The organism is Ureibacillus chungkukjangi, assembly GCF_003217295.1.
Lineage (GTDB): Bacteria > Bacillota > Bacilli > Bacillales_A > Planococcaceae > Ureibacillus > Ureibacillus chungkukjangi.
In genome coordinates, this window is record NZ_QJTJ01000012.1 from 38,545 (window position 1) to 53,694 (window position 15,150).

Genomic DNA, 15,150 nt, shown 5'->3' on the forward strand with positions numbered 1-15,150 from the left:
AGTTGTTATTATGTTACATCAGCTTTCGTGGAAAGTCGGTGGGCAGCAAGGTGAAGGTATTGAGAGTACGGGTGAAATTTTCTCAATGGCTATGAATCGTTTAGGTTACCACCTATACGGCTATCGTCATTTCTCTTCACGCATTAAAGGTGGCCATACGAATAATAAAATTACAGTTCGTCCAACAGAGGTACGTTCTATTGCGGACGATTTAGATATATTAGTAGCATTTGACCAAGAAACAATCGAGGTTAACTACAAAGAGCTTACAGAAAAAAGTATTATTCTAGCGGATGCAAAGTTCAAGCCGGTTCAGCCAGAAGATTCAAAAGCTCCTGTTTTCATCGTTCCATTTACTGAAATTGCAACAGAATTAGGAACGTCACTTATGAAAAACATGGTTGCCATTGGCTCGACAGCGGCATTATTAAACTTAAATACTTCTGTATTCCAAAGCCTAGTCGATGAAATCTTCGGACGCAAAGGTGAAGAAGTCGTTAAGAAAAACATGGAGGCAATCCAACAAGGATATGACATCATGAGTGAGCTTCTAGGCGATCGCGTTGGTGAATGGGAGCTTGCTCCAGCTGATGGAAAACGCCGTATGTTCATGATCGGGAACGATGCAATCGCTTTAGGAGCACTTGCAGCAGGTTCACGCTTCATGGCAGCTTATCCAATTACACCGGCTTCTGAAATTATGGAATACTTAATCAAAAAGCTCCCAAAATTTGGTGGTGCAGTTATCCAAACAGAGGACGAAATCGCAGCAGCAACAATGGCAATCGGTGCAAACTACGGTGGCGTGCGTTCATTCACAGCTTCAGCTGGTCCTGGTCTATCACTTATGATGGAAGCAATCGGGTTGTCAGGTATGACTGAGCAGCCATTAGTAATTGTGGATACACAACGTGGAGGTCCATCAACTGGTCTTCCAACAAAGCAAGAACAGTCAGATCTTATGGCGATGCTATACGGTACACACGGTGAAATTCCGAAAGTGGTAATCGCGCCTTCAACATTGGAAGAAGCGTTCTTCGATACAATCCAAGCATTTAACATAGCTGAGGAATTACAATTACCTGTCATCATCATGACAGATTTACAATTATCACTTGGTAAGCAAACGACTGAACCATTTGACTATAGTAAAATCGAAATTCGTCGGGGGAAAATTGCCTTCGAGGATCTTGAGCCAACAGAAAACAAAGATTACTTCAAGCGTTATGAAAATACAGAAGACGGCGTTTCTACACGTGTATTACCAGGTACTGAAAACGGAATTCACCACGTTACTGGTGTTGAGCATGACGAAACTGGTAAGCCAAGTGAATCTGCAGGGAACCGTCAAGTTCAAATGGACAAACGTTTCCGCAAGCTAGAGAAGCTAAATTTCGATACGCCAGTTTATGTGAATGCACCTCATGATGAAGCGGATGTGTTATTAGTAGGATTTAACTCAACTCGCGGTGCACTTGAAGAAGTGCAGGAGCGTTTAACTACTGAAGGCAAGAAGGTAAACCACGCACATATTCGTTTACTATTCCCATTCCCATCAGAGGAAATGGCTGCATTAGTAAATGGTGCGAAAAAGGTTATCGTTGTGGAAAACAACAAAACAGCTCAGCTTGCGAATATTATGAAGTTAAATATTGGCGGTCACAGCAAAACTCACAGCATCACGAAATATGACGGTACACCGTTCCTACCTCGTGAGCTAGAAAATAAAGTAAAGGAGCTGCTTGACTAATGGCAACTTTTAAAGATTTTCGTAACTCAGTGAAACCAAACTGGTGCCCAGGCTGTGGTGACTTTTCAGTACAAGCAGCAATTCAACGTGCTTCAGCAAATGTTGGCATCGAGCCACATGAATTAGCAGTTGTTGCTGGGATCGGCTGTTCAGGTCGTATCGCTGGTTACATCAACTCATACGGATTCCACGGAATTCACGGTCGTGCGTTACCAATCGCACAAGGTCTGAAAATGGCCAACCGTGATCTAAACGTAATCGCGTCAGGTGGAGATGGAGATGGATTTGCCATTGGTATGGCACATACAGTACATGCCATCCGTCGTAACATCGACGTAACTTATGTAGTAATGGATAACCAAATCTATGGTTTAACAAAAGGGCAAACTTCTCCACGTTCAGCACAAGGTTTCATCACGAAATCGACTCCTGGTGGGGCAATCGAGCCATCATTAAAACCGTTGGAAGTAGCATTATCTGCTGGGGCAACATTCGTAGCACAAGGCTTCTCAACTGACATTAAAGAGTTAACAGCTTTAATCGAAGCTGGTATCCAGCACAAAGGATTCTCTTTCATCAACGTGTTCAGCCCATGTGTAACTTACAACAAAATCAACACATATGAATGGTTCAAAGAGAACCTAACAAAGCTAGCTGACATCGAAGGCTATGACCCTCAAAACAGAGAGCTAGCAATGCAAACAGTCATGGAAAAAGAAGGCCTAGTAACGGGTATTATCTACCAAGACCTAGAAACAAAGTCATACCAAGAAAAAGTTCCTGGCTACTCAGAACAACCACTTTCTGAACTAGACATGAACCTGGACGAAGGTCAATTTAACGATTTAGTAAAAGAATTTATGTAAGTAAGAGGCTCCCATCATTTTTGGTGGGAGTTTTTTTATTTGCTTGGGGACACCCACTTTCTTCAATAATCAAGCCACTTTCAAATCCACAAGGCAAAAATTTATTAAAGTCACAAACTTTTATCACCCAGAGCATGCTCATTCTTCCACACGAATCCCGCAATAACAAACCTTGTTCAATTTACCAAAACAATGAATCGTCATCCTATTATTGGTTAAGCTAAAGATGATTCTTACTAGAGGATTGAGGAATTAAAATGTCTTCAAAGGATAGCATCAAGTGGATATATGATCAGTTCAAGGATACGAATGAATTAATCGAAAAGAACATGGAATACGATAATAAACATCTTTTGCTGTTTTATATAAAATCGCTTATTGATATGGATATGCTTGAAAAGTTTGTGATTAAACCCTTCTTTGAGATGTCATCGGAGGAGCAGCTTAATTTATATTTGCACGCATTGCCGCAGTTTCAGGAGATTACATCAAAAGAACAGGTACAGCTGGAAGTGATGAAGGGCAATACTTTAATTGTCATTCAAAATGAATATTACTTGCTTGATTTTAGATTATCGAAAAACGACGAGGTTAATCAAACATCCATCGAGACCACGATTCATGGGTCTCAGCTTGCCTTCAGTGATAACCTGGCAACCAACATTAATATCATCCGAACAAACTATCACCAGCCTTCCTTAACGGTTGAGTATATTGTTGAAGGAGAAGTGAACCAGCATAAAGTTGCGATTATCTATGATAAAGATAAAGTGAAAACCAATGTTTTGGATACCATTCGAGAAAAGCTTCAAAAGGTTGATAAACAGCTCATTTCGTCAACAACTCAATTGAATAACTATATAAACGATAAGCCCATCACGATTTTCCCTCAAATGATTATGACTGAACGTCCCGATCGAATCATCTACAATTTGGCCGGGGGTAAAGTTATTCTTTTTGTAGATGGAAACCCGCAAGCAGTGGCAACGCCAGCAGTATTTTTCGATTTCATGACAACCATGGAAGATAATTATCATACTTTCGTGATTTCCTTATTTTTAAGGATACTTCGCTACGCGGGACTATTTCTAAGTCTTCTTCTACCTGCTGTTTATGTAGGAGTTACTTCATTTACTCCTGAAGTATTCCGAACTGAATTGGCCTTGACGGTAGCAGGAAGTCGAGTCGGGGTTCCCTTTTCTTCCTTTATAGAAGTTTTGTTCATGCTGTTTTTTATGGAATTACTATTGGAGGCCAGTATTCGACTGCCAAAAGCAGTGAGTGCGACTGCTACTACAGTAGGAGGTCTGATTCTTGGGACGGCTGTTACGGAAGCATCGCTTGCATCCAATATTATGGTTATTATCGTTTCGGCTGTAGCTATCTCGACCTTTGTTATTCCAGTAAACGAAATGGCATTTTCAATAAGGGTTGTTCGATTATTACTGATACTAATTACAAGCGTATTTGGTTTGGCCGGTTTAGTATTAGGCTTTTTCGTATTACTGATGTATTTAGTCAACATGGATAGTTTTGGAGAGCCATATTTGAGAATATATGCCTTCTCGAAAAACAAGAAAAGCTCGGAGGAGAAAACGTGAGCCGATATTATTACTACTTAATATTGATTAATATGGTGGCCAATATTATCGCTTCAGTGCCAGCGATTCTGTTCCAATATCATAAGGATGGGGCGGTTTCTTCGATGATATTTGGGATAGTTGCGGGTACTATTCTCGTCACTGTTTATACACGTTTTTTTAATGCCTTTCCAGGGATGACATTACCTGATTTATTAAAGAAAACGACCTCTAAATGGTTCTACAAGCCATTTTTGGTTTTATTGGCTGTAATGTGGTTTTTGGCAGGATTAATAACGTTAGTAACATTTACCTTCCTTCTAATACGATATGTTACTCCCGAGATGCCAATTACCCAAATTAGTCTGACACTTATATTATCTGTCATTTTTGGGTGTCTCATGAGGACTGACCGTGTGTTATATACTGTTGAACTTGTATTGTTACTTACTTTTCCATTAATTTTATTTATTTTTTACAAGGCTTATAGCAGTAAGAGTTTGAATTGGGACTTTGTTAAGGAAGCAGCATTATATGTGAATCAAATGCCGCATGTAAATTCATTCGGTGCATGCTTTTTTTTATTTCTAGGTGTAGCCAATCTATTTATCTTTAACCGATTTTTTACACAAAAACAAAAGTTCAAATTGAAGCATATTTCGATAATCGGTATTATCGCTACCTTAACATTATTTACTACTTATTTTATCCCAATAGGATTCAACGGTTTTGAGAGCATAGATAAACTTGTTTACCCATGGATTTCAACCAGTGATTCGTTGAGGATGGAATTTTTCATGATTGAACGTGTGCTGTTTGTTTTTCTATTCTTCTATTTGGGGATTGCTTTTTTAAGTATACTGATTCACTGGCATGTTTCGATGGAATTTTTGAGGTTTGTTTTCAATTTAGACAATATTAAATTCAAGGGCTTTAAGGTAGGGAAATTTATCCCGGTGTCTATTTTTATAGCTATATCCTTATTTTTAGTCCGTAGACTTAATGAATATCAATTATTCCAAATTTCCAGCACTTTATATAACGGTTTAGTAATAATTTTCCCGTTAATGATAATACTTTTTTTCTTTATAAAAAGGAGAATGAAGGATGCCGAAGAAGCAAAACAAAACTAAATTATTTCTTCTAGTTCTAATACCGATAATTACCTTACTATCAGGTTGCGAATTTAAGGACATAGATAAGGATGTATTTGTTTCAATGATTGGCATAGATAAGTCAGAGGAAGAGGATAAGCCCTACAAAATTACTTTGAAGCTCTACGTACCTACTGCATCTTTTAAACAATCTCCTGAACCCGAATATTCTTATATTTCGCACTCAGGGGAGACACTGACTGAGGCAATACGTATCCTGGAAACCTATTCAGACAAAGAATTGGAGTTTGGTCATACGAAGCTAATCGTAATCGGAGAGGAACTTTTAAAGGAAAATAAAGCGATGGAGTTACTGGATTTTTTAATGAGAAGACCAGATATCCAATTGATTTCCTGGGTTGCGGTTGGAAGGCCTTCTGCAGAGAAGATTGTAAAAATGATTCCTAAGGGCGAAAATGCAGCTTATCCTGCATTATTTAACTACTTTGACGGTATTGGAACAGAAAGTCAATACATTGTATCAACTTACTTATTTGATTTCGCTAGAAGAATGAAGGAAAGTAGTATAGATATAATACTACCCATTATCGAGGTTAAAAAAGAGGAGTCTCATTTCGAGGTTAATAAATCCCTAATATTTACAAATGATGGCGAGCCACATGAACTTGATACCTATGCTACATTGTTAGTTAACATGATATTAAAGAATGTGGAGGTTGCGGATCTTTTCGTAAAAAAAGAAGGGCACTATTTTTTTACAAAAATAGATTCAATAAAATCCAAATATAAAGTGAAGATTCTAGACAACAATCAAGTAGAACTTGATATAAAAATACATCTAAATGGATTTATAAGTGAATCGAAAAAGGCATTAGACCCAGAAGAATTAACTTACTATAACCAGCTATTTAAACAGGAGGGGAAAGAGAACTTTGTAGAAGCTCTTACGGAGTTGGTCAAGAATGGGTATGACCCCATTGGTTTTGGTATAGATTATAAGGCACGGACTTGGCATAATAAACGCATGACGGACGAAGAATGGGAAGAAGCGTACAAAAATGCAAAAATTGAAGTGGAAGTTATCCCAGGATTAAAGAGTACCGGGGCAATTCAATAGTCAATCGCTTGGAGAAGGATTCTCCAGGCGTTTTTTGTATTTACAAAAATTTTACATTCTATATATAGGTACTTTATAGTACTAAACTATGCTAAAAGTATTACTGCGTAGGGGAGTGCATTTAGGTGCGTATGAAACGCTATATTCAGGTAAAGGACCGGCTGATAGTTTTGATGATTGTTTGTATATTGTCGAACTGTATTTTTGCAATTTTCAGTATGGATTATTTGCGCAAAATGGAAAATAACACGGAAAAAATGTATAAGGAAAAGCTTTTGGCTGTTAATGCAATTGCTGACATGGAGGCGTTCGTACATACAGGTGACCTAAGCCAGGCTAATGAAGCTCATGCCTCGTTAAAGGAATATCAGTTTGATTCGAAAATGCAATTTTACATAACGAATTTAGCTTCTGCCTTTGAAAGTGGTGATGGAGGCGAGATCCTGACTTTATCACAGGAAATGAAGGAATATGTAACTTCTCGAGCAGAAAGCCAACTAAATTCCCATCAGCAGGACATAGCATTCGGCTACATGCTGTTAACAGGCGTTTCTGTGGGGATGATTTTAATCATTATCATTCTGAGTATCGGTGCTACTAGGTCCGTGAATCTCCCAACAAGGCAATTGAAAAGGCTGCTAAAGCAAGCACAGCAAGGGGATTTTACGCAGACAGCCCAATATGACTCAAAGGATGAGCTTGGCGAGGTCATGTTAAGCTACAATCAAATGGCCACCGAAGTGAAGGAACTGTTAAAAACAGTTCAGCGAAGTGCCGTATCAGTTCACAAGGCGAATGATCAGCTACAGGCTGCTTCAGAAAAGACAACAAAAGCATCGATACATATCTCTCATGATGCGTCTGATTTAACAGCTGCCACGATTAGGTCAACGGAGCAATTGAATGTGAATACCAACGCATTACAGGAAATTGCCGATGGGGTTGTCCTGATTGCAGAGCGAATTGATTTTATAGAACAAAATATCACGCAAACGGTTAAGGAAGCCAATGCAGGAGTACAGTTTGTCATTCTAAACAATGAACAAATGCATGAAATCGAACAGGCCGTGAAGAAATCCTATGATATGATGCAAATTTTAGTAGAGCACTCAAAGGATATCGAGCAGGTTATACAAATCATTAATTCCATTGCAGAGCAAACAAATTTATTGGCATTGAATGCGGCTATCGAGGCGGCTCGAGCAGGGGAATACGGTAAGGGCTTCAGCGTTGTGGCAGGCGAAGTTCGAAAGCTATCCATACAGTCCGTTAATTCCACAAAAGCGATTGAGGAAATCATTCAGAAGATTCAAGGGGACTCCAAGCAATCTGTACAATTTATGAGCAGCGCACTGCAGTCCGTTCAAACTGGAATTGATACGACAAATCAAACCGCATCGAAGTTCCAGCAAATCGTGTCAGCAGTAAATGAAATCGGTCCTCACATAGGAGAGGTAGCATCGACAATTAACGTCATCACGGAAAATACAAAAGAGGTGGCCAACAACTCCTTGCACCTGAGCGAGGTTTCAAAGGAAAACGCCAAAATGATCGAGCAAGTATCCGCTTCAACGACCGATCAGCTTGACGCTAACAAAGAAATTCACGAGGAGATTCAGAAAATCTCAAGAAATATTCGCACGCTTACAACAGCTATTAAAAGGTTTACAATATAATAAATTAAAAACTATTAATTTTCAGAATTCTACTTGAGATTAATAGTTTTTTTTGTTATTTTTGAGAGACCAAGAAAAATAGAGGCGATGTGAAATGAAAAAAATATTACTAACTGGATTCGAACCGTTTTTAAGCTTTAAAATCAATCCCACGATGCAGATTGTCGAAGTACTGAATGGAAAAGTCTTCGATGATTACGAGATTTGCGGACGTATTATGGAGGTCGATTTTAATAAGTCCTCCAATCAATTGAAGGAGTATATCGATGACGTGCAGCCTGATATCATTATTTCTCTAGGGCTAGCAGGTGGACGCTACAAAATAACACCTGAACGAATTGCCATCAATATAAAGGATGGGGAGCCGGACAATAATGGCTTTGCGCCAGTTGATGTGAAAATTGCTGAAGAAGGTGCGGATGCGTATTTAACAACCTTACCGGTCCGAAGAATGGTAGATCGATTGAATGAGGAGGGCTATCCTGCAGAAATCTCCAACACAGCCGGGACGTATCTATGTAACAACATTATGTATGAGGGGCTTGCTTATGCAAAGAATCAGGGCAATGTGTTGGCTGGTTTTATTCACATACCTGCGTCATTTGAGCTAGCGATTCAACATGGCAAAATTCCAGGATGGAATATCCGCGATTTAGTAAATGCTATAGAGCTATGTATAAAGGAAACGGTCAGCTCGGCCAATGAATGACTTTCCAAAGATGATGTGGGTCAGCCAGAACACACTTCGTTTTGCATTTAGCGAGGAAATTTCACAGGAAAGCTTTCTGTTAGTCCAACATTTTAATCGATTTATTCGCAAATTTTTGCAGCATCAGATTATAGAAACAGTAGCTGGCTACTATACGATTACAGTTTATCTAAAGGGACGTCAGCATGTAAGCTATGAGAAATTGCTTGAACAATGGCAGCACTACCAAATCGAAACGATGAATGGATCGCATCTGATTGGGCGTGAGTTAACGGTGCCCATCTGCTATGATGAGGAGTTCGCGCTGGATATGGAACGAGTGATGGAGCATACGAAATTGAGCTATGAAGAGGTTGTTTCCTTACATAGTGGAAGAAGCTATGCTGTACATTTAGTTGGTTTTTTGCCCGGGTTTCCGTATTTAGGTGAGCTGGACTCACGGCTCCATGTGCCACGATTGCAGAAACCTCGAAAGCTTGTGGATGCCTCTTCTGTCGGTATCGGTGGGCGGCAAACCGGCATTTACCCAATCGATTCTCCAGGCGGCTGGAATATCATCGGGAGAACTCCCCATCGTTTATTTGATGTGAAAAATAACGAACCGACGCTATTTCAAACGGGCGATTCCGTCACATTTTACGCCATAACTAAACAAGAATTTTATAATATGAATCAGGAAAGAGTGTAGTAAATGAAGCCACTACTCAAGGTGACACGCCAGGGAGTACATGCTAGCGTACAAGATTATGGCAGGTTTGGATATCGGGCACAAGGAATTCCCGTGTCGGGGGTGATGGATCGGTATTCCTACGAGCTTGGCAATCAAATATTAAATAATGAAGCAAATGCAGCCTGCTTGGAAATTTTCGTGGGCGGCTTTGAATTTGAAGCATTAAGTAATCATACATACGTCCTCACCGGTGCAGTGGGAGATTACTATTTGAATGGAGAAGTGCTTGAAAGCTGGAAGAGTTTTCGGGTGAAAAAAGGCGATATTTTATCTCTGAAAAGTGCTGTTGAGGGATCAATTCTTTATTTAATCCCCCGGGGTGGCTTGAATGTAGAGCTCGTTTTGAAAAGCCGTTCCAGCTATCCTCTTGCTAACATCGGCGAGTCAATAAACGTAGGCAGTATTCTGTATGGCAGCGAGGTAGAGCCCCTTCCAAATATGCGAGGACTAATGGGGGATTATCGCCCGAAATTTGATACTGTGGTTCAAGTTCGCGTTTATAAGGGACCACATTTTGAGCTGTTTACGAATGAGAGTGTAGAGCGGTTTTTGACTCATTCCTTTCAATACATAGGTGGCAACCGTATGGGCTATTATTTTAAGGGCGAAGGGCTTTTGCTGCAGGAAAAGAAAGAAATCATTTCGGAAGCGACACAATTTGGGACAATTCAGGTTCCATCAAGCGGAGAGCCAATCGTATTAATGGCAGATGCACAGACAGTGGGCGGTTATCCGATTATCGGAACTGTACACGAGGATGATTTGAGCAAGCTCACGCAGCTGCGTACGTTTGGTAGTGTAATGTTTCACTTGATGGAGGAGGGTGACTAGATAATGCGAATGGATATTAACTGTGATATGGGGGAAAGCTTTGGTGCCTTTCGTATGGGAAATGACTATGAAATACTAGACTATGTAACTTCCATCAATGTGGCTTGTGGCTTTCATGCAGGAGACCCAATGATTATGCGTCAAACAGTCAAGCGTGCGATCGAAAAAGGTGTGAAGATTGGTGCCCATCCAGGCTATCCTGATTTACAGGGATTTGGTCGACGCAATATGGATTTCACCCCCGAAGAAATTTATAACATGATCATTTATCAGGTCGGTGCATTACGTGGCTTTGTTGACGTGGAGAAGACCGAGCTTCATCATGTAAAGCCCCACGGAGCCCTTTACAATCAAAGTGCCAATGATTCAGCTAAAGCGCAAGCTGTCATCGATGCGGTATATGATTTAAATCCCAAGCTGAAGCTATATTGCCTAGCGGGTAGTTTAATCGCTAAACTTGCTCGGGAGAAGGGGCTGACTGTTTTTGAAGAAGCCTTTTCGGATCGCAACTACAACGAAGACGGCACATTAGTTTCTCGCTCCAATGAACAAGCGTTGATAACGAATGAGGATGAAATGTTCGAGCATGTAAAAGGGATTCTTTTGTCTAATGAAGTTAGGACGATTCAGAAGAAAGTAATCAAAATAAACGCACAAACCCTATGCATTCATGGTGATGGTGCGCACGCTTTGCAGTTTGCACGTAGAATTAGTGAGCTGGATGGTTTTTTGTTTGATTAAGTATATCCGCCACTTTGAGGCAGAAATCCGCCAGTTTTTTCATTATATCCGCCAATTTTTGTGTGAAATCCGCCACTTCACCTCAAATATCCGCCAAAATAAAATCTTGCGAGAATGTATTGCAGGATTTTCTTCTAGCAAGTTAAAATCTAAGTAGAATTATATACTCGAAATTTCCTCTACTAAAACACCTCAATTCATATTATCCCACCTGAAAAGGAGAATGCTTTTGTTCATAAAAGACCGAACTATTCCCTCAAAAATTACTGTTTTGGATGCTTTAAAACGTCGGATTGATGTCAATCATCCGCAGCATGGCTACGTAAGTTCTTTGTTGCGACGGGCAGAAATCGGCTATCAAGGGGAGATGAAGGTAGACCGACTATGGAAGGAGCTTGCCGTGCCGACCAACGCTCTTCTTCTCCATAGCTATGAAACTACTAATGATATCGGCAATTCGCATCAGATGGATACGTTGTTTGTGTGCCCCCACTTTATTTTGATTCTCGAGATTAAGAATGTTTCCGGCACGATTTGGTACGAGGAAGATAAGCATCAGTTTCTGCGCAGGAAGCGAACGGGGGAGGTTGAAAGTTTTCAGAGCCCCTTTGATCAGGTGCAGCGCCATGCAGAGCTGATGGATAGAGTTGTCGGGCGCTTGGGGCTGGCGCTGCCGATTCACAAGGCGGTTGTGATTGCGGACTCCTCCACGATTATTGGCTCTATTCCAGAAGAATTTCAGATTTTCCATGCGATTGGTTTGCCTGCAGAGCTAAAAAAGTTATTATTAAAGTATAGCAACACCGTGCTTTCACCCGTTCACTACGAGCTCCTAACATCCCATCTGCAAAGCATACATAAGCCCAGTATCTATGTGCCGAGATTCGATATCCCGCCACTTCGGATGGGGGCGATTTGTGAGTGTGGGCGTGGGATGAGGTTTCACTATGGCAAGTTTGTGTGTACCTGTGGAGTAAGATTAAGAGAACCGTTGTATCAAGGACTGCACGACTATCGATTTTTGAGGAGCGAGTGGATTGCGAATCGCGAGTTTAGGGAGTTTTTTTTGATAGAGAGTGAAGACTCTGCTAATAAATTATTAAAAAGAATGAAATTTTACTATGAAGGTAGCAACAAAGGACGTCGTTATCTTATCCCCAAAGACGTTTGGCGGATATATTGAAAAAAGTGGCGGATATAAATAAATTTTGGCGGATATATTAGAAAAACTGGCGGATATATGTCCAAAGGTGGCGGATTTCATTAATGCTGTACCCCAAACTCAAGGAAAAGAGGTCATCAGCTTGAATCAGATTATTGATTTCATCGCGATTAAACAGCAGAAGCAGGATGAGAAGCTTGATAGGATGTTTCGGAAGGCGAATTCGTTGCAGGATGTGCAGGAAATTGACAAGTTGGTGGAGGAGAAGGCGCTTGCGGTGCAGGATCACAAGCTTTTTTTGGCGTTTTTGAAATATTTGGAGGTAAAGGAGCTGGAACCGCAAGCTGTTTTTAAAGAAGTTTTGCTGTTGCCTAAGTTTCAGTTTGAGGAGCGATACCAGATGAATTGGCATTCGGTGGTGCAGCTATGTTTTACGTTTCTCGCGATTTTGAAGAAGAATGATCCGCAGCAGTATTTGGAGTTTATTGTGACGAATTAGTTTGCAAAGGACATACCTCTCGTTCGCAGCAGTATCTAGGAAGGAAAAGTAGCTTTATGAGACTGCGTCACCAAACGCATCTCAAACTTGAAACTGCTTCCACGCGCCCGCGACCCAACACCAAGCAAAGCAGTAAACACACACCACCCCCAACCCCTCATTGTGACAAATTCGTTAACTCCCCCCAGCCCGAAACTTACATCACACACCTCTAAACCCCCGCCAACTCGCACTCCAAGCAGATGTTCATCTCATATTTCTTCCAATTCAAAAATAAATTATAATTTTAATACACGTTATTGTTCTTTCTACCTATAATTAGTTATAATATTTAAATGGAGTTCGAATGTATGAAACCAATCTTGAAAGGAGTTTCTAAGATTCAATGAATGAGGAACAACGATTAGCGAGTCAGCAAGTGAATCAACCAAAGCCTAAGAGTGCTAAGCCTGAAAAAGATTATAGCCAATATTTCGAACGAGTGATTACAGCTCCTTCTTTGAAAGATGCGAAAAAGCGTGGGAAAGAGGAAGTAAAGTACCACAAGGATTTCGATATTGATGAAGAGTTTTTACGTATGGGCAATGGGCGTAAGTTTTTCATTCGTACATACGGATGTCAGATGAACGAGCATGATTCTGAGGTAATGGCTGGGATTTTCATGCAGCTTGGGTATGAACCTACTGACAGAATAGAAGAGGCAGATGTTGTTCTATTAAACACATGTGCAATTCGTGAAAATGCTGAAAATAAAGTATTTGGTGAGCTTGGCTACCTATTAAAATATAAGCGTCAAAATCCTGAATTGTTAATCGGCGTTTGTGGCTGTATGTCACAGGAAGAGTCGGTTGTAAATAAAATTTTAACAACATATCAACATGTAGACATGGTTTTCGGTACACATAATATTCACCGCTTACCGAACATTTTAAAAGAAGCTTACATGTCCAAGGAAATGGTGATCGAGGTTTGGTCGAAGGAAGGGGACGTAATTGAGAACCTTCCAAAGCAACGTAATGGTGCCATTAAGGCTTGGGTGAATATCATGTACGGCTGCGATAAATTCTGTACATACTGTATCGTTCCATACACACGAGGGAAAGAGCGCAGTCGACGTCCAGATGAGATTATTCAAGAGGTGCGTGAGTTGGCAGCTCAGGGCTATCAGGAAATAATGCTGTTAGGTCAAAACGTTAATGCTTACGGGAAAGACTTTGAGGATATTGAATACCGACTTGGTGATTTAATGGACGAGCTGCGCAAGATTGATATTCCGCGTATCCGTTTCACAACGAGTCACCCGCGAGACTTCGACGATCATTTAATCGAGGTGCTAGCAAAAGGCGGAAACCTTGTGGAGCACATTCACTTACCTGTGCAATCAGGCTCGAATGATATTCTGAAAATCATGGCTCGTAAATATACACGTGAGCACTTCCTAGAATTAGTTCGTAAAATCAAGGTAGCTATTCCTGATGTAACATTAACAACTGACATCATTGTGGGATATCCGAATGAAACAGAGGAGCAATTCCAAGAAACACTTGATTTGTATCGTGAGGTTGGATTTGAAATGGCCTTCACTTATATTTATTCTCCTCGTGAAGGTACACCGGCTGCGAAAATGATTGATAATGTTCCTCAGGAAGTGAAAAAGGAGCGTCTACACCGATTAAATGCGGTGGTAGAAGAGTTCTCGGCTGCCGGATTGAAGCCACTTGAAGGGCAAGTAGTTGAAGTGTTGGTAGAAGGTAGCAGTAAAAAACGTGATGACGTACTTGCTGGTTACACACGAAAAAATAGATTAGTTAACTTTGACGGTCCTAAAGAATTAGTGGGCCACATTGTAAAAGTAAAAATACTCGAGGCGAAATCTTACTCCCTACGTGGTGAGTTTGTAGAGGTCGTACATCGACATGAGGTGGAAGTATAATGACAACTAAAGTTTACACAAAAGATGAAATCGTAGAAAAAGCAAAAGAAATCGCACATATGATTGCTAACACGGAGGAAGTGGAGTTTTTCAAAAAAGCTGAAGAGCAAATCAATGAAAATCAAAACATCCGTGAAAAAATTGCGAGCCTTAAAACTTTACAAAAACAAGTGGTAAATTTCCAACATTTAGGTAAAGAAAAAGCTGTAAAATTAGTTGAAGGCAAAATCGCGAAAATCGAAGAAGAAATCGATGAAACACCAATCGTGCAACAGTTCAAGCAATCACAAATGGACGTAAACAATTTATTACAATTAGTTTCAAACGCAATCGCTAATAGCGTAACAAATGAAATCGTTGAATCAACTGGTGGCGACATTCTTAAAGGTGAAACAGGCTCAAAAGTGCGCAACAGCGAACCAGGAAGCTGTTCATAAGATT

14 protein-coding genes are annotated in these 15,150 nt (G+C 40.3%); all 14 read left to right on the top strand.

All coding sequences use genetic code 11. The features are described 5' to 3' along the window. Positions 1-10: 10 nt before the first annotated feature. The 14 genes from BJ095_RS10275 to BJ095_RS10340 all read left to right on the top strand — a co-directional run bounded on the left by BJ095_RS10275 (position 11) and on the right by BJ095_RS10340 (position 15,146). Positions 11-1,750, top strand: coding sequence for a 2-oxoacid:acceptor oxidoreductase subunit alpha (locus BJ095_RS10275; RefSeq protein ID WP_107932958.1), 1,740 nt, complete (start codon positions 11-13; stop codon positions 1,748-1,750). Then, positions 1,750-2,616: a 2-oxoacid:ferredoxin oxidoreductase subunit beta gene (locus tag BJ095_RS10280; RefSeq protein WP_107932960.1), complete on the top strand. Its 867-nt coding sequence runs from the start codon at positions 1,750-1,752 to the stop codon at positions 2,614-2,616. The genes BJ095_RS10275 and BJ095_RS10280 overlap by 1 nt, the downstream gene beginning before the upstream one ends. Before the next feature lie 257 nt (positions 2,617-2,873). Beyond that, positions 2,874-4,217, top strand: a complete 1,344-nt coding sequence (locus tag BJ095_RS10285) for a spore germination protein (protein WP_107932962.1) — start codon at positions 2,874-2,876, stop codon at positions 4,215-4,217. Continuing rightward, a complete protein-coding gene (locus BJ095_RS10290; RefSeq protein WP_107932964.1) occupies positions 4,214-5,329 on the top strand; it encodes a GerAB/ArcD/ProY family transporter in 1,116 nt (371 codons plus the stop codon). The genes BJ095_RS10285 and BJ095_RS10290 overlap by 4 nt, the downstream gene beginning before the upstream one ends. Further along, positions 5,304-6,428, top strand: coding sequence for a Ger(x)C family spore germination protein (locus tag BJ095_RS10295; protein ID WP_107932966.1), 1,125 nt, complete (start codon positions 5,304-5,306; stop codon positions 6,426-6,428). The genes BJ095_RS10290 and BJ095_RS10295 overlap by 26 nt, the downstream gene beginning before the upstream one ends. 131 nt (positions 6,429-6,559) lie before the next feature. Further along, on the top strand, positions 6,560-8,104 hold the full coding sequence (locus BJ095_RS10300; protein WP_146223213.1) for a methyl-accepting chemotaxis protein: 1,545 nt from the start codon (positions 6,560-6,562) through the stop codon (positions 8,102-8,104). A gap of 94 nt (positions 8,105-8,198) precedes the next feature. After that, entirely contained in the window at positions 8,199-8,813 is a 615-nt protein-coding gene (locus BJ095_RS10305; RefSeq protein ID WP_107932969.1) for a pyroglutamyl-peptidase I, read from the top strand. Continuing rightward, a complete protein-coding gene (gene pxpB, locus BJ095_RS10310) occupies positions 8,806-9,501 on the top strand; it encodes a 5-oxoprolinase subunit PxpB (RefSeq protein WP_235867632.1) in 696 nt (231 codons plus the stop codon). Before BJ095_RS10305 ends, pxpB begins: the two co-directional genes overlap by 8 nt. Before the next feature lie 3 nt (positions 9,502-9,504). After that, positions 9,505-10,374, top strand: coding sequence for a 5-oxoprolinase subunit C family protein (locus BJ095_RS10315; RefSeq protein ID WP_107932971.1), 870 nt, complete (start codon positions 9,505-9,507; stop codon positions 10,372-10,374). Then, the gene (locus BJ095_RS10320) at positions 10,375-11,115 is read left to right on the top strand and encodes a 5-oxoprolinase subunit PxpA (RefSeq protein ID WP_181418043.1); all 741 of its coding nucleotides are present in this window, start codon (positions 10,375-10,377) and stop codon (positions 11,113-11,115) included. Between the two features lie 229 nt (positions 11,116-11,344). After that, a complete protein-coding gene (locus BJ095_RS10325; RefSeq protein WP_181418033.1) occupies positions 11,345-12,298 on the top strand; it encodes a nuclease-related domain-containing protein in 954 nt (317 codons plus the stop codon). A gap of 25 nt (positions 12,299-12,323) precedes the next feature. Then, positions 12,324-12,776, top strand: coding sequence for a hypothetical protein (locus BJ095_RS10330; RefSeq protein ID WP_107932977.1), 453 nt, complete (start codon positions 12,324-12,326; stop codon positions 12,774-12,776). A gap of 385 nt (positions 12,777-13,161) precedes the next feature. Beyond that, positions 13,162-14,709, top strand: coding sequence for a tRNA (N6-isopentenyl adenosine(37)-C2)-methylthiotransferase MiaB (miaB, locus tag BJ095_RS10335; RefSeq protein ID WP_107932979.1), 1,548 nt, complete (start codon positions 13,162-13,164; stop codon positions 14,707-14,709). Then, on the top strand, positions 14,709-15,146 hold the full coding sequence (locus BJ095_RS10340; protein WP_107932981.1) for a RicAFT regulatory complex protein RicA family protein: 438 nt from the start codon (positions 14,709-14,711) through the stop codon (positions 15,144-15,146). Before miaB ends, BJ095_RS10340 begins: the two co-directional genes overlap by 1 nt. The last annotated feature ends 4 nt before the right edge of the window (positions 15,147-15,150 follow it).